General features: G+C 60.7%; 11 protein-coding genes. 9 read left to right on the top strand and 2 right to left on the bottom strand.

Annotation, left to right across the window (positions count from 1 at the left end; translation table 11 throughout):
• The first annotated feature begins 446 nt into the window (after positions 1 to 446).
• From KX729_RS21625 to KX729_RS34270, 6 genes are all read left to right on the top strand, one after another.
• Positions 447 to 1,880, top strand: coding sequence for a M20 family metallopeptidase (locus KX729_RS21625; RefSeq protein WP_246617736.1), 1,434 nt, complete (start codon positions 447 to 449; stop codon positions 1,878 to 1,880).
• A gap of 141 nt (positions 1,881 to 2,021) precedes the next feature.
• A complete protein-coding gene (locus KX729_RS21620; RefSeq protein WP_219744559.1) occupies positions 2,022 to 3,377 on the top strand; it encodes an aspartate aminotransferase family protein in 1,356 nt (451 codons plus the stop codon).
• A 312-nt stretch (positions 3,378 to 3,689) separates the two neighbouring features.
• The gene (locus tag KX729_RS21615) at positions 3,690 to 5,150 is read left to right on the top strand and encodes a phospholipase D-like domain-containing protein (protein ID WP_219744558.1); all 1,461 of its coding nucleotides are present in this window, start codon (positions 3,690 to 3,692) and stop codon (positions 5,148 to 5,150) included.
• A 61-nt stretch (positions 5,151 to 5,211) separates the two neighbouring features.
• Positions 5,212 to 6,045: an endonuclease/exonuclease/phosphatase family protein gene (locus KX729_RS21610; RefSeq protein ID WP_219744557.1), complete on the top strand. Its 834-nt coding sequence runs from the start codon at positions 5,212 to 5,214 to the stop codon at positions 6,043 to 6,045.
• A gap of 85 nt (positions 6,046 to 6,130) precedes the next feature.
• Positions 6,131 to 7,105 (top strand): threonine ammonia-lyase, encoded by a 975-nt coding sequence (locus KX729_RS21605; RefSeq protein WP_219744556.1) that lies wholly within the window; start codon positions 6,131 to 6,133, stop codon positions 7,103 to 7,105.
• A gap of 192 nt (positions 7,106 to 7,297) precedes the next feature.
• On the top strand, positions 7,298 to 7,426 hold the full coding sequence (locus KX729_RS34270; protein WP_281423250.1) for a hypothetical protein: 129 nt from the start codon (positions 7,298 to 7,300) through the stop codon (positions 7,424 to 7,426).
• Between the two features lie 93 nt (positions 7,427 to 7,519).
• Here the strand turns inward: KX729_RS34270 and KX729_RS21600 are convergent, their stop codons facing one another.
• A complete protein-coding gene (locus tag KX729_RS21600; RefSeq protein ID WP_246617735.1) occupies positions 7,520 to 8,683 on the bottom strand; it encodes a M20 aminoacylase family protein in 1,164 nt (387 codons plus the stop codon).
• Positions 8,684 to 9,113: 430 nt separating this feature from the next.
• Here KX729_RS21600 and KX729_RS21595 point away from each other — a divergent pair, with 430 nt between their 5' ends.
• Positions 9,114 to 17,618, top strand: a complete 8,505-nt coding sequence (locus KX729_RS21595; RefSeq protein ID WP_219744555.1) for a glycoside hydrolase family 94 protein — start codon at positions 9,114 to 9,116, stop codon at positions 17,616 to 17,618.
• A gap of 219 nt (positions 17,619 to 17,837) precedes the next feature.
• Positions 17,838 to 19,076: a phosphoglycerate dehydrogenase gene (gene serA / locus KX729_RS21590; protein WP_219744554.1), complete on the top strand. Its 1,239-nt coding sequence runs from the start codon at positions 17,838 to 17,840 to the stop codon at positions 19,074 to 19,076.
• Between the two features lie 40 nt (positions 19,077 to 19,116).
• Here the strand turns inward: serA and KX729_RS21585 are convergent, their stop codons facing one another.
• Positions 19,117 to 20,868, bottom strand: a complete 1,752-nt coding sequence (locus tag KX729_RS21585) for a glucan ABC transporter ATP-binding protein/ permease (protein ID WP_219744553.1) — start codon at positions 20,866 to 20,868, stop codon at positions 19,117 to 19,119.
• Between the two features lie 348 nt (positions 20,869 to 21,216).
• Here KX729_RS21585 and KX729_RS21580 point away from each other — a divergent pair, with 348 nt between their 5' ends.
• Positions 21,217 to 21,957 carry a LuxR family transcriptional regulator gene (locus KX729_RS21580; RefSeq protein WP_219744552.1) on the top strand — a complete coding sequence of 247 codons (741 nt, stop codon included), beginning with the start codon at positions 21,217 to 21,219 and terminating at the stop codon, positions 21,955 to 21,957.
• Positions 21,958 to 22,083 lie beyond the last annotated feature (126 nt).

Genomic DNA, 22,083 nt, shown 5'->3' with positions numbered 1-22,083 from the left:
AACCTGATCGTCTTGTCTGCCACCTCCTGGCCGGCGATTTTTCGCTGCAGCCGCTGTCTTATCAGTTTCTCCTGGCGGGTCCGCTTCGTCTCAAAAACCGCGCTTTCCCCTATAGCTTCATTTCGGTCGACAGTCTGTCGGCAACACCGAAATTTCACGCCCGCAATGATTTTTGGAAAAAATTCCACAAAATTGGCAAAATCCCCGTATGTTCTTTTTGTTTTCGGCTCGTTTTTAAAGATTTGCCTGCGGGCCGTGGCGCGGGAGCATAGCGATTATCATGTCGTTGTCGAGATGCTAAGATTCGCGTGCCGATCACTTCCGTATTCCTGCTGTACCGATTTTTCCCGCAGCGAATTTTGCCGCTTCGCCGCATTGCCATCACCGAAGAATGGAGTACGTTTCGGGCCTTCCGAACAGAGTAGATGCATAGAGGCAACGATTTCATGACGACCGGTAATTCCAATCTCCCCCTCGTTTGGGACTTCATCGACCGCAAAAAGGACGTGTTTACCGAGCTTGCGGACCGTGTCTGGGAGACGCCGGAAACCTGCTACATGGAAACGCTTTCCACTGCCGCGCATCGTGAAATGCTGGAAACACAGGGCTTCAGGATCACCGAAAACGTCGCCGGCATTCCAACCGCTTTGATCGGCGAAGCGGGCGAGGGCGGTCCGGTCATTGCATTTCTCGGCGAATACGACGCGCTTGCGGGCTTGAGCCAGAAAGCCGGCGTCGATCATCATGATCCAATGACGGCTGGCGCCAATGGGCATGGCTGCGGCCATAATCTCCTCGGCTCTGCCTCGCTGCTCGCCGCGACGGCGTTGAAGGACTGGCTGGAAAAGACCGGAACCCCCGGCCGCGTGCGCTATTACGGCTGCCCGGCGGAAGAGGGCGGTGCGGCCAAGGCCTTCATGGTGCGTGAAGGCGCCTTCAAGGATGTCGATATCGCCATCAGCTGGCACCCGAGCAATTTCGCCGGCGTGCAGCGCGAGACGTCGCTCGCCAATTGCCGCATCGATTTCGTGTTCACCGGCCGTGCGGCACATGCCTCGGCGGTCCCGGAGCTTGGCCGCAGCGCGCTCGATGCCGTCGAGTTGATGAGCGTCGGTGTCAATTATATGCGCGAACACATGCCGTCCGAAAGCCGCATCCATTACGCGGTTCTCGACACCGGCGGCATTTCGCCGAACGTCGTGCAGGCGCATGCCAAGGTGCGTTACGTCGTCCGCTCCGCCGACCTGCCGGGCCTGTTCACGCTGATCGAGCGTGTCAAGAAAGTGGCCGAAGGTGCAGCGCTGATGACCGAAACCAAGGTCCAGAGCACCATTCTCGCCGGCGTTTCCAACCTCGTCGTCAACACACCGCTGATGGATGTGATGCAGGACGTCTGGGACAGCATGGGCCCGCCGCCGTTCGATGCGGAAGACCAGGCCTTTGCCGAGAAGATCCGCGAGACGCTGACACCGGAAGATATCGCGGCGAGCTGGAACCAGGAGCGTCTGGAGCAGAAGGATATCGCGCTCGCCGATTTCATCCTGCCGGCCCATAACGAAAATCGCCAGATGGGCGGCTCGACCGACGTGGGTGATGTCAGCTGGGTGGTGCCGACCGTGCAGGCCTATGGTGCGACGCTTGCCGTCGGTACGCAGCTTCACACCTGGCAGGTGGTGGCGCAGGGCCAGAGCCCGCTCGCACACAAGGGCATGGTGTCTGCCGCAAAGGCGATGGCTGCGACCGGTATTGCGGCGATGACAAGCGATCAGTTGCGCGAAGCGGCCTGGGCCGATTTGAAGAAGCGTCGCAAGGGGCAGGATTACAAGAGCCCGATTCCCGAGGGCGCCGAACCGCCGGTCGCCGCCATGGCGCAGAAATAATCCGGCATAGACAAAGCGGATTGATCGAAACGTCAATTATTTTGAACGTTTGACGGATGAGGAAGCGGCGATTGGGGGTGTCCAATATCGCCGTTTCCGCCTATGACTTTCCTATAATGCCGCGCTTATAGGAGGTCCGCCGTGACTGATCAGCCGAATTCCATCGAAGCCCGCGACAGGGCCTATCACCTACACTCCTACACCAACGCCCGCGCGCTGGAGCGTGACGGTTCGCTGGTGATCGATCGCGGCGAGGGCATCTATGTCTATGACGTGAGCGGCAAGAAATATATCGAGGCGATGTCCGGCCTCTGGAGCGTCGGTGTCGGTTTCGGCGAAAACCGGCTGGTAGAGGCCGCGGCCAGGCAGATGGCGAAGCTGCCCTATTACCACACCTTCACGGCTCGCAGTCACGCCCCGTCGATCGAGCTTGCCGAAAAGCTGATCCAGATGGCGCCGGTGCCGATGTCGAAGGCCTATTTCACGAACTCGGGTTCGGAAGCCAACGACACGGCTGTGAAAATGGTCTGGTATCGTTCGAACGCGCTGGGTAAGCCGGAAAAGAAGAAGATCATCTCGCGCATCAAGGGCTATCACGGCGTGACGGTGGCAAGCGCCAGCCTGACCGGCCTGCCGAACAACCATCGCTCGTTCGATCTGCCGCTCGCCGGTATCTTCCACACGAGCTGCCCGCATTATCGCGCCTTCAAGCAGGAAGGCGAAACGGAAGCGGCATTCGTGACGCGTTGCGCCAAGGAGCTGGAAGACCTGATCCTCAAGGAAGGCCCGGAAACCGTTGCCGCCTTCATCGGCGAGCCGGTAATGGGTGCGGGCGGCGTCATCGTGCCGCCGGCCGGTTATTGGGATGCGATCCAGAAGGTCTTGAAGAAATACGATATCCTGCTGATCGCCGATGAAGTGATCTGCGGTTTCGGCCGTACCGGCGAGATGTTCGGCACGACGACCTATGCGATGCAGCCGGATATCATGACGCTGTCGAAGCAGCTCTCGTCTTCCTACCAGCCGATCTCGGCGCTGCTGATCAACGAGAACGTTTACGGGCCGCTGGCCGATGAATCCGCCAAGATCGGCACGTTCGGGCATGGCGTGACGGCGGCCGGCCATCCGGTTGCCGCAGCGGTTGCGCTGGAAAACATCGCGATCATCGAAGAGCGTGATCTGCTCGGCAACGTCCGGGCGCTGGCACCGAAATTCCAGTCGCGGCTGAAGGCGCTGGAAGGCCATCCGCTGGCGATCGAAGCCCGCGGCGTCGGCCTGATCGGCGCGCTGGAGCTGAAGCCGCGTGAAGGTTTCGCAGCTGGTCAGCTTGGCCCGAAGCTGTTTGCGATCATGACGGAGAAGGGGCTGATCTCCCGCGCCATCGGTGACTCGATGGCGTTGTGCCCGCCGATGATCATCACCGAGGCGCAGGTGGATACGATCTTCGACACGTTCGAGGCTTCGCTGGATGAGTTTCAGAAGCAGCTGGCTGGTTGAGAGGCGTGGCGGTGCGGCATCCTCCCTATCTCCCCCCTTGCGGGGGAGATGTCGCTGGAAGCGACAGAGGGGGGTGGTTCAGCACATTCTACCGTCGGGTTCGTGGCACCACCCCCATCTGTCAGCTCCGCTGACATCTTCCCCGCAAGGGGGAAGAATGGAGACTGCGGCACCGCTTCGCATTCCATTGCTCTGTCGCCTGTGAGGATGGTGAGGGCTGGCAAACTCAGATATCAGGTAACTCTCCACCGCCCCCAAATCCCCGTTCCAGCTCCAATTGTGGAAACGCTCGTCGCCCCTATATCTCACATCATGCTCGACCTCGCTGAGACCTATTGGCCGCATATCCTGTTCACCATCTCAGTCGTTGCGGGGACGGCTGCGGCCATTCATGCGGCGATGACGAAGGAAGAGGTGCGATCCGCGATCGGCTGGGTCGGTGTCATCGTATTGTCGCCGATCATCGGAGCCGGACTTTACCTGATTGCCGGCGTCAACCGCATCCGCCGCAACGTCATCAGCGACAGGCGTGCGCTGTTGCAGGGCCGCATCCGGGCAGACTTTGCTTCCTATGATGCGAGCGACGAACTGGTCGCCACCCAGTTCGGCCAGCGTTTCAAAGCGCTGAAAACGCTTGGCGACCGGGTGACGAGCCATCGGCTGACGACCGGCAATTCGATTGTCGCGCTCGATACCGGCGACGAGGCCTATGGGGCGATGCTGAAGGCGATCGGCGAGGCCGAGCGCAGCATCATTCTCGAGACCTATATTTTCGACCGAGACCGGATCGGTATCCGGTTTGCGGAAGCATTGAGCGCTGCGGTCAAGCGCGGCGTCGACGTACGGGTGCTGATCGATGCGGTCGGCGCGCGGTATTCGGTGCCGAGCGTGCTTGGCATGTTGCGGGACGGCGGCGTCAACGTCGATGTCTTCAACGGCAATGTCATCATGGGCCTGAGATTGCCCTATGCGAACCTGCGCACCCACCGGAAGATCATGGTGATCGACGGGCGCGTCGCCTTTACCGGCGGCATGAATATTCGCGAGGGTTTTTCGAAAGAGCTTAGCGGTAGCAAGTGTTCTTTCGATACGCATTTCAAGGTGACCGGCCCGGTCGTTGCCGATCTGGTAGCGATCGCGGCGGCGGACTGGCAGTTTGCCAGCGGCGAGACAATCGAAGGCGAGGCATGGACGTTGCAGACGCCGGAGACCGAGCCGGGACGGGCTGTGGTCGTTCGTGCGGTTTCCTCCGGGCCCGACCGTAGCCTGGAAACCAATCACAAGATGCTGATGGGGGCGTTTTCGGTTGCCCGTTCGTCGATCCGGATCGTGTCGCCTTATTTCCTGCCGGACCGCGAGCTGATCACCGCGCTCATCACCGCGGCGCGGCGCGGTGTGCGGGTCGATATCGTCGTGCCGACCTCCAACAATCTCGTCCTCGTCGACCGGGCGATGACGGCGCAGTTCGACCAGATGCTGAAGAATTATTGCCGCATCTGGCGGGCGTCCGGCCCATTCAACCATTCCAAGCTGCTGGCGATCGACGGATGCTGGGCCTATGTCGGTTCCTCCAATCTCGACCCGCGGTCGCTGCGGCTGAATTTCGAGGTGGATCTGGAAGTTCTCGACTGTCCTTTTGCAGAAGCGCTGGAAAGAAGGATCGATCTGGCAATTTCTTCCGCAACCGAAGTGACCCTTGAGGGGTTAAGAGAGAGACCCTTCCTCATCCGGCTCGTGGAGCGCGTATTGTGGCTGGGTTCGCCCTACCTCTAGTGTATGGAAGATGGGGCGTATTGCCCTATAGTTTTTGCATCTGCGAACGACCTTCGGAGCCATGCGGGAAAAGCGCCCTAATCTTCCAGCCAGCATCATAGCCTCGATCCGGGCTCGCAAGAGCCGCGGCGCCGGCGCCTTTGCCGCGTTGCCTGACAGGCCGGCCGGAATGCTGGTCGCATCCTACAATGTCCATAAATGCGTCGGCGTCGACGGCAGGTTCGATCCGGCCCGTACCAGCCATGTGATCCGCGAAATCGGCGCCGATGTGATTGCGCTGCAGGAGGCCGATACCCGTTTCGGCGAGCGGCGCGGGCTTTTGGACCTTGCATGGATGGAGCGGGAGACAGGGCTTTTCCCGGTACCGATCTCCGGCGTCTCCAAGGCGCATGGCTGGCACGGCAATGTCGTGTTGTTTCGCGAGGGCCTGGTGCGCGATGTGCATCAGGTGAAGCTGCCGGGGCTTGAGCCGCGTGGCGCCCTGATGACGGAGCTGGAACTCAAGGACGGCAGCACTTTTCGGATCATCGCGGCGCATCTCGGCCTGCTCAATCGTTCGCGGCAGCAGCAGGCGCGGATGATCCTCGACATCCTGCGGTCCCGTGAGGAGCACCCGACCGTACTGATGGGGGATCTCAACGAATGGCGGCTGGGTGACCGGTCGTCGCTGAATACGCTGGCGACCGTGTTCGGCCTGCCGGCGGCGGTTCCGAGCTTTCCATCCCGCCTGCCTGTCCTTGCGCTGGATCGCATCATGGCGAACCGGCCGGGCCTGATCGAGGTGGTCGAGACGCATGATTCTGCGCTGGCGCGGCTCGCCTCCGACCATCTGCCGATCAAGGCGGTTGTGAAACTCGGCTCGTCGCCGATTGCCGCCGCTTCGGAAATCGGCTGAAAGTGTCTCGGCGCTTTACCGGCGCAAATTCCGCCGATAGGTTCGGCTTCGATCTCTTTTGTCCCGCTCCGAACCGGAAAATCCCATGACCGATATCACGATGATCGAAGCCGCCCGCGTCCGCCTCGAAGGCCAGGCGCGCCGCACGCCGCTGCTGTCTTCCCCGTTTCTCGACGAGATCGCCGGACGGCGCATCCTCGTGAAGCCGGAATGCCTTCAGCACACAGGCTCGTTCAAGTTTCGCGGTGCGTGGTCGGCAATTTCGGCTTTGTCTCCGGACGTGCGGGCGAAGGGCGTCATTGCGTTTTCCTCCGGCAATCACGCGCAGGGCGTGGCGCTGGCCGCCAGGCTGCACGGCATTCCGAGCGTCATCATCATGCCGGCCGATGCGCCGCGCATCAAGATCGAGAACACCCGCGCCTATGGTGCCGAAGTGGTGCTTTACGACCGCATCAAGGAAAGCCGCGACGAGATCGGCGACCGCCTTTCCAAGGAGCGCGGCCTGACGCTGATCAAGCCGTTCGACGAGCCGCTGGTGATTGCCGGTCAGGCCACGGTCGGCCTCGAGATTGCCGAGCAGGCAAAGGAATTCGGCGTCGAGAAGGCGGACGTGCTGGTGCCCGTCAGTGGCGGCGGGCTGTTGTCTGGCATCGCGTTGGCGCTGGAAGCGAGGGCGCCCGGCTTCCTCGTGCATTCCTGCGAGCCGGAAGGTTTTGACGATACCGCCCGCTCGATCGCCTCCGGCAAGATCGAACGTAATGCGCAGCTTTCAGGCTCGCTCTGCGACGCGATCCTTTCGCCGCAGCCGGGCGACATCACCTTCCCGATCATGTCGCGGCTCTGCGGCCCGGGGCTGGTCGTCACCGAAGACGAGGCGCTTCATGCGATTTCACTGGCGTTCAACCGATTGAAAATCGTCGTCGAGCCTGGCGGGGCGGTGGCGCTGGCGGCCGCGCTCTTCCATGGCGAGACTTTGGGAGACACGGTGATCGCGGTCTGCTCGGGCGGCAATATCGACGGAGACGTGTTCAAGCTGGCGCTCGACAAGTTTCCGGGATGAGGGCGATATTATGCCTTACCGTGGGGCAGGGTATAACAATCCGTTAATTCCGTTCATGTGGCGTTAAGAAAAAAGGATTTTCTACGGAACCGCGAGGGCTGAGGAACATTATCTCTATCGGGTTACTCGAGATAGGATACAGTAAGGAAACGCCCGGATAAGGGCGGAGCCAGAAGAACCCGGGAGATATCCATGCAGCATCCAAGGTCTTTCCCTGTTCGCGTCACCTTTGCCAACAAGTGGCATTTGGCGGCCAATACGGTCCTCGTTGCAGCCGCTTTCGTGTTTGTCGGCGCAGTGACGCTCGGCCTGTTTCCGTAAGACGATTCAGTCGTCCGCAATCCGGTCTTCCCAAGACTGAAAAACCCTCCCGGCTGCCGCCCAGCCGGGAGGGTTTTTTTCAGGTAATCTGGATCACTTCGTTGGTAGATAGGCTTCCGCCAGTTCCACCCAGAAGCTCGTGCCGATCGGCAGCGCATCGTCGTTGAAGTCGAAACGCGGATGATGCAGCGGCGGGTCCTTTTCGGTGCGCTTGGTGCCGAGCAGGAAATAGGTGCCGGGGCGCTCCGCCAGCATGAAGGCGAAATCCTCGCTACCCATGGACGGGCGCGGCAGGTCGACGACCTTGTCTTCGCCGAGCGTGCGGCGGGCGAGGTTGCGGACGAAATCGGTCTCGTTCTTGTGGTTGATCGTCGCCTCGTAACCACGATTGTAATCGATCGTCACGCTCATGCCGTAGCTGGCGGCCTGGCCCTCGGCGATCATGCGGATACGGCGTTCCAGCTCGTCGCGCACGCCCGGATCGAAGGAGCGGATGGTCAGGATCATCTCGGAGCGTTCCGGGATGATGTTGCTGACGGTGCCGCTGTGGAAGGCGCCGACGGTGACGACGCAGGCGTCGAGCGGGTGGATGTTGCGCGAGGCAACCGTCTGCAGCGCCATGATGATGCTCGCACCGCAGACGATCGGGTCGGAGGCGTCCTGCGGCTCGGCGCCATGGCCGCCATGGCCGTTGACGGTGATGCGGCATTCGTCGACCGCGGCCATCATCGGGCCTTCCTTGACGCCGATCTGGCCGAAGCCGAGGCTCGGATCATTGTGCAGGCCGAAGACGGCATCACAGGGGAAGCGCTCGAACAAGCCGTCGTCGATCATCATCTTGGCGCCGCCGAAATTCTCCTCGGCCGGCTGGAAGATCAGGTGGACGGTGCCGTCGAAATTCTTGCGCTCTGCGAGGATTTTGGCAGCGCCGAGCAGCATGGCGGTATGCCCGTCATGGCCGCAGGCGTGCATGATGCCCTTGTTCTGGCTGGCATATTCTGCGCCGGTTTCCTCGACGATCGGCAGGGCATCAATATCGGCGCGGATGCCGATCGCGCGGCCGCTGTCGCCGTTCTTCAACGTTGCCACGATGCCCGTCTTGCCGAGGCCGCGGGTCACTTCATAACCGAGTTCAACGAGCTGCTTGGCGATGAAATCCGAGGTGTTGAACTCCGACAGGCCGAGTTCCGGGTGCTGGTGAAGGTAGCGGCGGGTGGCCACGACTTCGGCCATGTAATTGGAAAACTGGATCGTCATCGCTCGAGCACCGAAAAAAGATTGGGTTGCAGGCAGTGGAATATCCTTCCGCCATTGCCGTCATGCATAGCAGCCGCGGCTCGCGAAGTAACCCGTTTTCGATCAATTTTCAGCTAGTGCCACAATCTTCGCGCGTGAAATTCCGATCGTGTGCGGGAACATGAAATCTTCCGCATTATCAAAGACCTGCTTCCGTTCAGGTTCCATTCAGGCGAGGGTCTTTAGAGGCGAACACTGTGTTAATCCGCGAGAAGCGGGAAATAGATTTCGGTCAGTCATTTGCCATATCCCGACCGCCCTCTATCTCCACTATCGCAGATTTGCCTTGAGGCCCGGTCACCATAATTCAAATGATGGCTGGCGTCGCCGAGGCAGGCCGAGTAAGGCGAGGCCGACTGAACCCTAGAAGATTTCACCCAGAAGCGTGTCCATGTCCCTGAATAATCCGTCAGCTTCCCCGCGCGAAACCGAAGTCAAGCAGATCGATCACAACGATTCGATCCGCGCGACATATTTCAACATCGAAGCCTTGAGGGAATGCGGCCAAAAGCTGGGCAGAGAGGGCGCATCCGCCCTACCGGGCGTCCAAGATTTCGAGTTCTTCAGTCGCCACAAGGCGAACGAAGAAGAAATCTTCCGCGTCTACCGGGCAACCTCGGTGGATGTCGATGCGGGCGCTTCGATAACGCCGGCAGCCGAATGGCTGCTCGACAACTATTACATCGTCGAAGAGGCGATCCAGGAAGTCCGCCGCGACTTCCCGAAAAAATTCTTCAAGCAGCTGCGCACGACGGTGGTCGGCGGGCAGGAAATGCCGCGCGTCCTCGTGCTCGCCTGGCTTTATGTCGCCCATACCCATAGCAGCCTCAATCGCGATGGCCTGGCGGCCATGGTCGAAGGTTTCCAGGAAACCGAGCCGCTGGAAATCGGTGAAATCTGGGCGCTGCCGTCCTTCATCCGTTTCGTGCTGATCGAAAACCTGCGCCGCATCGCCACCCGCGTCGATCGCTCGCGCACCATGCGCCGCCGCGCCAACGAGACGGCCGACGAGATCATCCGCCTCAACAGCGAAGAGCAGAGCGCCGGTGTTCTCAAGGGCGTCGAGGACGTCACCAGCGACAACACGTTCACCGCACAGTTTCTCTATCGCCTGCGCAATGCCTCCCAAAATACCGGCTTTGCCGTCGCCTGGTTGGAAAAGCGCCTGGAAGCCGACGGCAAGACCGTCGAAGAGGTGATGCAGTCCGAGCAGAACCGTTTGTCGTCCGGTAACGTGACGATGGGCAACATCATCAAGAGCCTGCGCGAAATCGACGACACCGAATGGAGCGTCTGGTTCGAGGACGTTTCGCAGATCGACAAGCTGTTCCGTGATCGCACGGACTACGAAGAGCTCGATTTCGGCTCGCGCAACAGCTATCGCAACCGCATCGAACAGATTGCCCGTTATTCCCGCAAAAGCGAAGCCGAGATCGCGGAAATCGCCATCGAGCTTGCCGAGAAGGCTGCTGCCGAAGAAGGGGCTGATCCGCGCGAAACCAATGTCGGCGCCTTTGTGGTCGGCCGCCGTCGTCGCGAGCTGGAAGCCGCCGTCGGATACAACCAGCTGTTCGTGCAGCGCTTTGTGCGGGCGTTCCGCAAGCTGAACTGGTTTGCAATCGCTGGTCCGGTCATCTTCATCACATTGATGGCGCTGGCGATTACCGGTTATTTCCTGGTTCAGGCGGATATTCCGCTGCCGGTCGTGTTCTTCTTCCTGCTGATGTTCGCGCTGCCGGCTTCCGAAGGCGCGACAGGCCTCTACAATACGCTGGTCACCTATGTGGTGCGGCCGGCGCGGCTGGTCGGTTACGAATTCAAGGAGGGCATTCCGGAAGAGGCGAAGACGCTCGTCGCCGTTCCCTGCCTGATCACCGACCGCGATACGGTGGACGAGCTCGTCCGCAATATCGAGGTTCACTACCTCGCCAATCCGCATGGCGAAATCTACTTCTCGCTGCTCAGCGACTGGCGTGACAGCAAGTTCGAGGAGAACGAAGCCGACCTTGAAATCCTCGACTATGCGAAGCGCGAAATTGCCGCGCTGAATGCCAAGTATGACGAGGATGGCCGCACGCGCTTCTATCTCCTGCATCGCCGTCGCCTGTTCAATCCGGCCGAAGGCGTCTGGATGGGTTGGGAACGCAAGCGCGGCAAGCTGCATGAACTGAACATGCTGCTGCGTGGCGACCAGGACACGACCTATCTGGCCGGCGCCAACATGGTGCCGGAAGGCGTGCAATATGTCATGACGCTCGATGCCGACACGCGCCTGGTGCGCGAGGCGGTCACCAAGCTCGTCGGCAAGATGCACCACCCGATCAACCAGCCGATCCTCGATCCGGAAACCAACCGCGTCATCCACGGCTACGGCCTGATGCAGCCGCGCGTCACCCCGTCGCTGACGACCGGCAAGGAAGCTTCTGTTTTCCAGCGCGTCTTCTCGGTCGGCCGCGGCCTCGATCCTTACGTCTTCACCGTTTCTGACGTCTATCAGGACCTGACCGGCGAAGGTTCGTTCACCGGCAAGGGCCTCTATCACGTTGATGCATTCGAGGCTTCGCTGAAGGGCCGGATCGAAGAAAACTCGGTCCTGTCGCACGACCTTCTCGAAGGTTCGTTCGCACGTTGCGCGCTCGTCACTGACGTGGAACTGGTCGAAGACTTCCCCACCCGTTACGAGGTCGAAGTGTCGCGCCAGCATCGCTGGGCCCGCGGCGACTGGCAGCTCCTGCCTTACATCATGGACGCCAAGCGCGGCGTTCCGGCGCTCGGCCGCTGGAAGATGTTCGACAACCTGCGCCGTTCGCTGACCCCGATCGCCTGGTTCTTCGCGTCTGTGCTCGGCTGGTACTTCATGGACCCGCTCGGCGCGCTGATCTGGCAGATCCTGCTGATCTTCTCGCTGTTCGTCGCGCCGACGATCGGCCTGATCACCGGTCTTCTGCCGAGCTCGACCGATATCGTGCCACAGGCGCATTTCTATTCGGTCTGGTCGGATATCCGGTCCGCCAATGCGCAGGTCGCACTCCGCATCGTGTTCATCGCGGATTCCGCCTGCATCATGACCGATGCGATCGCACGCTCCTTCTACCGCCTGTTCGTCAGCCGCAAGCTGATGCTGGAATGGCGTACCGCCGCGTCGATCCAGTCGAACAAGCAGGGCAGCCCGCAGGACTATTACAAGGCGATGTGGCATGCGCCGACCATCGCCGTGCTGTCGATCATCCTCTCTGCACTGCCGGGCGACAACGCTTTCCTCGTTGGCATTCCGTTTGCGGTTCTGTGGATCTTCTCGCCACTCGTCGCCTGGTATGTGAGCCAGTCGGCCGAGACCGAAGATCGTCTGTTCGTGCCGGAACCGGTATCCGTCGAGCTGCGCAAGATCGCGCGCCGCACCTGGCGTTATTTCGAAACCTTCGTCACGGCCGAACTCAACTATCTGCCGCCGGACAATTTCCAGGAAAAGCCGAACCCGTCGGTCGCCAAGCGGACCTCACCGACCAATATCGGCGTCTATCTGCTATCCGTCATCTCGGCGCGTCATTTCGGCTGGATCAGCTTCACCGATACGATCGAACGCATCGAGCAGACGATCTCGACGGTCGAAAAGGCGGAAAAATTCCGCGGCCACATGTTCAACTGGTATCACATCGATACCATGAAGCCGCTGATGCCGCGTTACGTCTCCTCGGTCGACAGCGGCAACTTCGCCGGCCACCTGATCGCCATCTCTTCGGCCCTGCGGGTCTGGGCGGAAGCGCCGTCTGCGCATCTTCAGGCCAATCTCGATGGTATCGGCGACGTTTCCGGCATTCTGGCCGAAACGCTGAAGGCCCTGCCGGACGACCGCAAGACCGTTCGTCCGCTGCGCCGCCGTCTGGAAGAGCGTATTGTCGGTTTCGGCAATGCGCTGGCCTCGGTGAAGCGCGAGCATGAATTCGCGTCGATCCGCGTCATCAATCTGGCCGTGCTTGCCCGCGACATCCAGAAGCTGGCGATCAACCTCGACCAGGAAGTCCGCACGGCGCAGAGCGAGGACGTCATCCGCTGGTCCGGTTCGCTCGTCGCAATCTGCGAGGCACATATTTCCGACAGCGTCTTCGACAATGCCAATGTCGAAGCCCTGCGCGAACGTCTTGCATCGCTGCGCGACCGCACCCGCGATCTTGCCTTCTCGATGGATTTCGCCTTCCTGTTCCGCAAGGACCGTCGCCTTCTGTCGATCGGTTACCGTGTCGAAAGCAACGAAATCGACGAGGCCTGCTACGACCTTCTGGCGTCCGAGGCGCGTCTCACCAGCCTGTTCGGCATCGCCAAGGGCGACCTCCCGATGGAGCACTGGTACAAGCTCGGCCGTCAGGTCGTGCCAATCGGCGCGCGGGGTGCGCTGGTTTCCTGGTCGGGTTCGATGTTCGAATACCTGATGCCGCCGCTCGTCATGCAGGAGCGCCAGGGCGGCATCCTCAACCAGACCAGCAACCTGATCGTTCAGGAGCAGATGAACCATGGCCGCCGTCTCGGCACGCCGTGGGGCATTTCGGAAGCCGCGTTCAACGCGCTCGACCACCAGATGCATTATCAGTACACCAATTTTGGTGTGCCGACGCTCGGCCTGAAACGTGGTCTCGGCCAGAACGCCGTCATCGCGCCTTACGCTTCGATCCTTGCCAGCCAGTATGACCCGATTGCAGCTGCTGAAAACCTGGCGGAGCTTCGTTCGCTCGGTGCGCTCGGACAGTTCGGCTTCCACGATGCGGTCGACTTTACGCCGACCCGCGTGCCGGAAGGCAAGCGCTGCGCGGTGGTCTATAACTACTATGCCCACCACCATGGCATGTCGATCGCGGCCGTTGCCAACGTCGTGATGAACGGCCTGCTGCGCGAACTCTTCCATGCCGATCCGGTGATCGAGGCGGCCGAACTGCTGCTGCAGGAAAAGGCGCCGCGCGACATCCCGGTCATGAGCGCCAAGCACGAGGAAACTCCCGGCAAGGGCGGCGGCGAGCTGATGCGTCCGGAAATCCGTACGATCAGCAATCCGGCGACCAAGGACCGCGAACTGGTTCTGCTGTCGAACGGTCGCTACTCTGTCATGATGACGGCGGCCGGCACAGGTTACTCCCGCTGGAACAATCTTGGCGTTGCCCGCTGGAAGGCCGATCCGACGGAAGACCGTTGGGGCCAGTTCCTGTTCCTGCGCGACACGACGACCGGTGATTGGTGGTCTGCCACGTCCGAGCCGCGCCGCGCCGAGGGTGAAAAGACCAAGGCGATCTTCTCGGACGAGCGTGCCGAATTCCACAAAACGATCGGTGATCTCACCAGCACGGTCGAATGCATCGTTGCCAGCGAGCACGATGCGGAAGGCCGTCGCCTGACGCTTCTCAACATGGGCACCGAGGACCGCTTCATCGAAGTGACGTCCTATATGGAGCCCGTGCTGACCAATGAGGCCGATGATAACGGTCACCCGCTGTTCGCCCGCATGTTCGTCAAGACCGAGATCGGCCGTCGCGGCGACGTGATCCGCGCCTGGCGCAATAAGCGCAGCCCGACCGATCCGGACATGATGATCGCCCATCTGGCGGCCGATAATGCCGGTTCGGCGCGCCCGACCGAATATGAAACCGACCGCCGCAAGTTCATCGGCCGTGGCCGCACGCTTTCCGAAGCTGCCGCCTTCGATCCGGGCGCGACGCTGTCGAACACCGACGGCTTCTCGCTCGATCCGGTCCTGTCGCTGCGCCGCGTCGTGCGGGTGCCGGCCGGCAAGAAGGTCAGCGTTGTCTTCTGGACGATCGCAGCCTCGCAGCGCGAAGACCTCGATACCGCGATCGAACGCTACCGTCACGCAGATGCCTTCCAGGGCGAGCTGACACAGGCCTGGACCCGCACGCAGGTGCAGATGCGCCATCTTGGTGTGACCTCGCAGGATGCAGCGGCCTTCCAGCATCTCGCCCGCTACATGGTCTATCCGGACATGCAGTTGCGCGCCGATCAGGCAACGCTCAATGCCAGCATGCAACAGCAGTCGGGTCTCTGGCCGTCGGGCGTTTCCGGCGACCTGCCGATCTTCACGCTGCGCATCAACGACGAGAATGACGTTCCGGTCGCCAAGGAGGCCATAGGCGCGCAGGAATATCTGCGGTCTCGCGGTGTCGCCACCGACCTGATCATTCTCAACGAGCGTACGACCACTGAAGAAACGCAGGATCTGCAGGAAGCCATCGAATATATGGCGACCAACGCACGGCGTTCCGGCCAGGCGGAAGGTTCGCGTCAGCACGTCTTCCTGCTGCGTCGGGAAATCATGGGCGATGCTTCGGCTGAAGGCATGATCGCCGCCTCGCGCGTCGTCCTGCACGCTCGCAACGGCCGGATCATCGACCAGCTCAACCGTACGGCGACGATCTTCGCGCCGCCGGAAGATCGCGAGATCGAGGTCGATCGTCGTCCGCTGCTGAATGGCGAGATTTTCAAGGTTGCGACGGAAGTCGAAACCCATGACGATCTCGAATTTTGGAACGGCTTCGGTGGTTTCTCGACGGAGGGCAACGAATATGTCGTGCGGCTCAAGGGTGGCCAGTCGACGCCTCATCCGTGGATCAACGTCATCTCCAACGACAAGTTCGGCTTCCACGTCTCCGCGGAAGGCTCGGCCTATACCTGGGCCAAGAATTCGCGCGACTATCAGCTGACGAACTGGACCAACGACCTCGTGCTCAATCGCCCGAGCGAAGGCTTCTATGTGGCCGATCGCGACAGCGGTGCCGTCATGACCCCGATCGCGGCCCTGTCGCGCAAGCCGGAGGTGAATTTCGAGGCGCGTCACGGTCTCGGTTATTCGGTCTTCTCCAGCGAGGAGAACGGCCTGAAGCTGACGATGACGCAGACGGTCGATCGCAACCGCTCGGCCAAGCTGTCGCATATCGTCATTCGCAACGGCAGCTCGGAGACCCGCAAGCTGCGCGTCTATGGTTATGCGGAATGGGTACTTGGCGGCAATGCGGCGCGCACCGTGCCTTACATCCTGTCGAGCCGCGATGAGGAAACCGGGGCGCTTTACGCCACCAATCCTTACAGCATCGATTATCGCCGCTTCGCCTTCATGGCGATGAAGGAACAGCCGACGGGCTTTACCGTCAGCCGGCGTGAATTCATCGGCCGGTTCGGCACCGTGCAGATGCCTGCTGCGGTCTTGGCGGCGTCCAACCTGAGCGGTTCTCTCGATCTCGACGGCGATCCGTGTGCGGCACTCGTCCACGATCTCGAGCTTGCTCCGGGCGAAGAAAAGACCGTCACCTTCTACATGGGCGACGGCGAGACGAAGGAAGAGGCCGAAGCACTCGTTGCGCAAATCCGCGCGGAAGAGTTCGCACCGATCCTGTCCGAGACGAAGGCCTTCTGGACCGGCTTTACCGGCCGCCTGAAGATTTCGACGCCGGACAAGTCGCTCAACAACATGGTCAACTACTGGCTGCCCTACCAGGCGCTCGCCTGCCGTCTCATGGCCCGTTCCGCCTTCTACCAGGCATCCGGCGCTTTCGGTTTCCGCGACCAGTTGCAGGATACGCTGGCCTTCCTGGTGCACGAGCCGTCGCTGGCCCGCCGCCAGATCGTCAATGCGGCCGCGCATCAGTTCAAGGAAGGCGACGTGTTGCACTGGTGGCTTCCGGGCACGGATGCCGGCGTGCGCACCCAGATCTCCGATGGCGTTGTCTGGCTTGCCTATGCGATGCATCAATACGTCTCGGTGACCGGCGACGCTACGCTGCTCGACGAGGAACTACCGTTCATCGAAGGTCCGGCGCTTGAAAAACACAAGCACGATGCCTTCATCCAGCCGACCATCTCGACCGAGACGGGAAGCCTCTACGAGCATGCGGCCCGCGGTCTCGATCTGGCGATCGCCCGCACCGGCGACAAGGGCCTGCCGCTGATGCTCGGCGGCGACTGGAACGACGGCATGAACCGTGTCGGCGTCGCAGGCCGTGGCATGAGCGTCTGGCTCGGCTGGTTCCTGGTCTCGGCGCTACGCGACTTCCTGCCCTATGCGGAAGCGCGCAAGGACCGCAAGCGCGTGCAGCGCTGGACCGACCATATCGAGACGCTGAAGCAGGCGCTCGAGAAGGCCGGCTGGGACGGCACATATTACCGCCGTGGTTACTTCGACGACGGTACGCCGCTCGGTTCCAGCTCCAGCGACGAATGCCGCATCGATTCGCTCGGTCAGAGCTGGAGCGTGCTCTCTGGTTACGGCGATCCGCAGCGTTCGGCCCAGGCCATGGATGCGGTCATGGAGAAGCTGGTCGACGAAGAAGCCGGCATCATCCGCCTCTTCACGCCGCCGTTCGAAAACACCCGCAAGGACCCGGGCTATATCAAGGCCTATCCGCCGGGCGTGCGCGAAAACGGCGGCCAGTACACCCATGCGGCCATCTGGGTCGTGATGGCGCTGGCAGCCCTGAAGCGCGGTGACGATGCCTGGAAGTGCTTCCAGATCCTCAACCCGGTCAACCATGCGCTCACCCGCGATGCGGCCGAGACCTATCGCGTCGAACCTTACGTGGTTGCCGCCGACGTCTACGGCGCCGGTGACTATCAGAGCCGCGGCGGCTGGACCTGGTACACGGGTTCTGCAGGCTGGCTCTATCGCGCGGCGATCGAAGGCATCCTCGGCATCCGCCGCCAGGGCGACAAGCTTCATGTCGATCCTTCGCTGCCGACCGGCTGGGACGGCTTCAGCGCCGACCTGACGCTGGACGGCGTGGTCCACAAGATCGTCGTCGAAAGCGGCAAGGTGACGGTGGACGGCAAGGCGGCCGACAAGAAGGGCGAATTCTCGGTGTCGAGCACCGGCGCCAAGACGTTGCCGGAGCCGGCTAAGGGCTGAAGCTGCTCCCGCGGGTAGCTGATCAAATCAAAAGCCGCCGTCATGATTGTGACGGCGGCTTTTTTCGTTCTTCCGTTGCCAATCCTGCGCCTGATGGAAACAGAGAATACCGGGATTTTCGCTTGCACTGTTTGCAGGATGGTCGCAAAGCCATGTTGTAATTCGGCGCACGGCCTCAACGACACCGGCTTGTTCAATTCGGAAAACGAAAGTCTCCCCATGTCTCCCAAGCTTTCCCTCACGCGCGACAAGATTTCCGTGCTGCTGCTCGAAGGTATCAGCCAGACCGCCGTGGATTATTTTTCGTCGTGCGGATACTCGAACCTCGTGCACTTGCCGAAGGCTCTGGATGACAGGGATCTCAAGAGCCATATCGCCGATGCGCATATCATCGGTATTCGCTCCCGGACGCAGCTGACGGAAGAGATTTTCGAATCCGCCAAGAAGCTGATTGCGGTCGGCTGTTTTTCCGTCGGCACGAACCAGGTCGATCTGGATGCGGCCCGCCGCCGCGGGATTCCGGTGTTCAACGCGCCCTATTCGAACACGCGCTCGGTGGCCGAACTGGTGATCGGCGAGATCATTATGCTGACACGGCAGATTTTTCCACGCTCGGCATCTGCGCATGAAGGCGGATGGGAGAAGTCCGCTGTCGGCAGCCGCGAAGTGCGCGGAAAGACGCTTGGCATCGTCGGTTACGGCAATATCGGCTCCCAGTTGAGTGCGCTTGCGGAAAGTATGGGCATGGTGGTGCGTTATTTCGACCTTTCCGACAGGCTGCGCCGCGGCAATTCGGAGTCGATGGCGTCACTCGGCGAGCTTCTGGAAATTTCGGATTATGTAACGATGCACGTTCCGGAAACGCCATCGACGCACAATATGATCACCGAAACCGAACTGCGCCGCATGAAGAAGGGGGCCATCTTCATCAACAATTCGCGCGGCACGGTGGTCGATCTGGACGCGCTTGCGAAAGTCCTCAAAGACGGCCATCTGGCGGGTGCCGCGGTCGATGTTTTCCCCAAGGAGCCGGCATCGAACAAGGAGCGGTTCGAAACGCCGTTGCAGGGCCTGAGCAATGTCATCCTGACGCCGCATATCGGTGGCTCGACTGAGGAAGCGCAGGAGCGGATCGGCGGGGAAGTCTCCAGAAAGCTGGTCGAATATTCGGACATCGGCTCGACCATGGGGGCCGTCAACTTTCCGCAGGTGCAACTGCCCGAACGCCCGAACGGCACGCGCTTCATCCACGTTCACGAAAACCGTCCCGGCATGCTCATTCAACTGAACGAGATCTTCTCGTCGCGCGGGCTGAATATCATGTCCGAATTCCTGCAGACCCACGGCGATACGGGTTATGTAGTCATCGAAGCCGAAGGCGTGTCCGAGGCGGCCGACGAGATCCTTCGGTCGTTACGCGAGATACCGGGAACGATCAGGACGCGATTGGTCTACTGAGCACTCCAGCAGAAGGGTCACTTCTGCTGGTAACTCTTCCTCAAGCCGGCTGATTTGTCTCTTCTTCGTCATTCAACAAACCACTCGTCCTCAACAGCGAGGCGAAGCGGCCGCCGAGTTTGCTGAGTTCGTCATAGGTTCCCATTTCGGCAATACGACCGTTTTCGAGGAAGATGACCCTGTTGGCGTCGCGGACGGTCGAGAGGCGATGGGCGATGATGAAGGTGGTGCGGTTTTCGCGCAGGCGGTCGATCGCCGCCTTCACACGGGCTTCCGTTTCCACGTCGAGCGCGCTGGTCGCCTCATCAAGCACAAGAATCGGCGCGTTCTTCAAGATGGCGCGGGCGATCGCGATACGCTGGCGTTCGCCGCCGGAGAGCCGGTTGCCGCGTTCGCCGACGGTAGTGTCGTAGCCGGTCAAGCGGCTTTCGATGAAATCGGTGGCAGCCGCCGCTTCCGCGGCTTTGAGGATTTCTTCGTCGGTGGCGCCTTCGCGGCCGAGTGCGATGTTTTCGCTAATCGAGCGGTTCAGCAGGCCGGCATCCTGGAAGACGGTGGCGATCGAGCTGCGCAGCGATTTGCGGGTCACCGTGCTGGTGTCGACGCCGTCGATCAGGATCTTGCCCTGTTGCGGGTCGTAGACACGTTGCAGGAGGTTGATCAGCGTCGTCTTGCCGGCGCCGGTCGGGCCGACGATCGCGACTGTTTCGCCTGCCTTGGCGACGAAGGAAATGTCGTGGACGCCCTGGTTGGTATTGGCGAAACCGAAGGAAACGTCGCGGAATTCCACTTCGCCGTTGACGCTGCCCAGATCGCGGGCATCCGCCGGCTCGGCGCGGTCTTCGACAGAGTCTTCGAGGTTGAAGAAGTCCTCGAGCTTAGCGCGGGCTTCGAAGATCTGGGTCGCGAACTGGCGTAGCAGGTCGAGGCGGCCGATAAGCAAATTGGCAAAGCCGATGAAGGCGACAACGTCGCCGACGCGGATCTGGCCTTGCTGCACCAGCATGGTGCCGATCACGAGAATGACGCCCATGGAAACCGTCGAGGCGGTACGGTTCAGGGCGCCGGCCAGCGCCCACCAGTCGAGCACCGGATATTGGGCGGCCAGCAAATCCTTGGTGTAGGCTTTCAGCGCCTTGGTTTCGGCATCGATCCGGTCGTAGCTATGCAGGACCGAAACATTGCTGATCGAGTCGCTCACATGCGAAAATACTGTGTGGTAGTGACTTTCGACCGAGGCCTGTCCTTCCTTGGTGCGGTTCATGACGGTGACGCCGATGATCCAGTAGAGGATGCTGAGGACGAGAAGCACGATACTGAGGCGCCAGTCCATCGAGATGGCCGTGGGGACGAGCAGCACGATGGCAACCGCCGTAGCGAGATGCGTCCGCATGAATTCCAGCCAGAGGCCGAACAGGCTTTCGGCGGCGCGCAGCAGGGTATGCAGAGCGTTCGACGTGCCGCGCTGGTGATGCCAGGTCAGCGGCATGGAGATGATGCGGCCGAAGGCCTCCGTCAGAAGCGAGGCGCGGCGGCCATGGGCAAGGCGGTCCGCCTCGCGGGCGACCAGCACATAGGCGATGGTGTTGAAGACACCGAAACCGGCCCAGAGCATGAGAACGGGTGTGACGGTGCCGCCCGAAGAGATTGCGTCGATGATGCGGCCGAACAGAATGGGTTCGGCAATGGTGATGACCGCCAGCACGATATTGGCGATGACGACGGCGGTGACACGCCATTTGTTTTTCGCCAGATATCTGAGAGCGCGTGCGTAAACCTGGAAAAGCGTCAAGTGGCGCAACCTCGTTCATGTAATGACCGCATGGCGGCATCGTTACCGCAAAGCGGCATTGTAACCGCCTGTAGCGGCATTCCTAAACTAATCATCGGAAACGGCAATTCCGCGACGGCGATACTGGATTAAATATCCTTCTGCCAGAAATCTTTGCCGAAGGGCAAGGTTGGGCCAGTCCCTCTCTTCAAGTTGAGCTGTCGTCTGTTCAACAATCAGTCAAGGGCTAGATTTCGCGGTATACCTTCAACGAATGATAACTATGCTAATCGATTATCAATCGTAGAAGCCTCTGAAAATTAAGGCTTAGCCGAAAAGCGCTGGGAAGAGCGCGCCAGGGGAAGTGTCTTGAATGTCCAACTGATCATACAACTCCTGGTGCTTGCCGGCGAGGCCAAGTCCGAGGCCGAACTGATAGCGCAGCTGGAATCGCTGCTGAAGGCTTACGGTTTCGACCATTACAGTCTGTCGCTGCAGTCGCGTCCCAACCAGAGTTCGCAGGGGAATGTCATCGTGGCGCGCTGGCCGGATGGCTGGAGCGAAATTTATGTCGAGCGGAAATACGCGCTGATCGATCCTACCGTTCGGATGCTGGGCATAGCCCAGCGCCCGTTTCGCTGGCGCGATGCGGTGATGACGCTTCGTAACGATCCACACCGCCAGCGCATGCAACGCATGATGCAGGAAGGTACCCGTTACGGCCTACTCGACGGCTATATGTTCCCGATCCATGGGCGCAACGGCCTCCTGGGCAATTTTACCGTCGGTGGCCGGCCGGTAGAACTTTCGCACGCCGAGATGTCGATGTTCGGCGCGCTGGCTACCCGCGTTTTCTGGCGGTTCATGGAATTGCGCGGACAGGCCGAAGAACTAGAAACCGCCGCCAAGGTCGATACCCAGCTGACGCGGCGGGAGATGGAAGTCATTGCGCTTCTGACCGATGGACTGACCTCGAACGAAATCGCCAAGTCGCTCGATATTTCAAGCCATACCGTGGATTGGTACATCAACGGGCTGCAGGAAAAACTCAAGGCGAAGAATCGTCAGCACGTCGTGGCGTCGGCATTTCGTCTGGGTCTGGCGAATTGAGAATCCAACCCGTTGAAATTTCTAGAACATAAATTTGTCATCTGGCTTCCCCGGTAAATTGCGCTTGTGCGAATAAAGCGATACTGCTTACATTGCAGTGCAGCATTTTTTCGATGGCACCTGGGG

Origin of the sequence: Neorhizobium populisoli (genome assembly GCF_019430945.1) — a bacterium.
GTDB classification, from domain to species: domain Bacteria; phylum Pseudomonadota; class Alphaproteobacteria; order Rhizobiales; family Rhizobiaceae; genus Neorhizobium; species Neorhizobium populisoli.
This window is presented reverse-complemented; position numbering and strand designations above follow the sequence as displayed.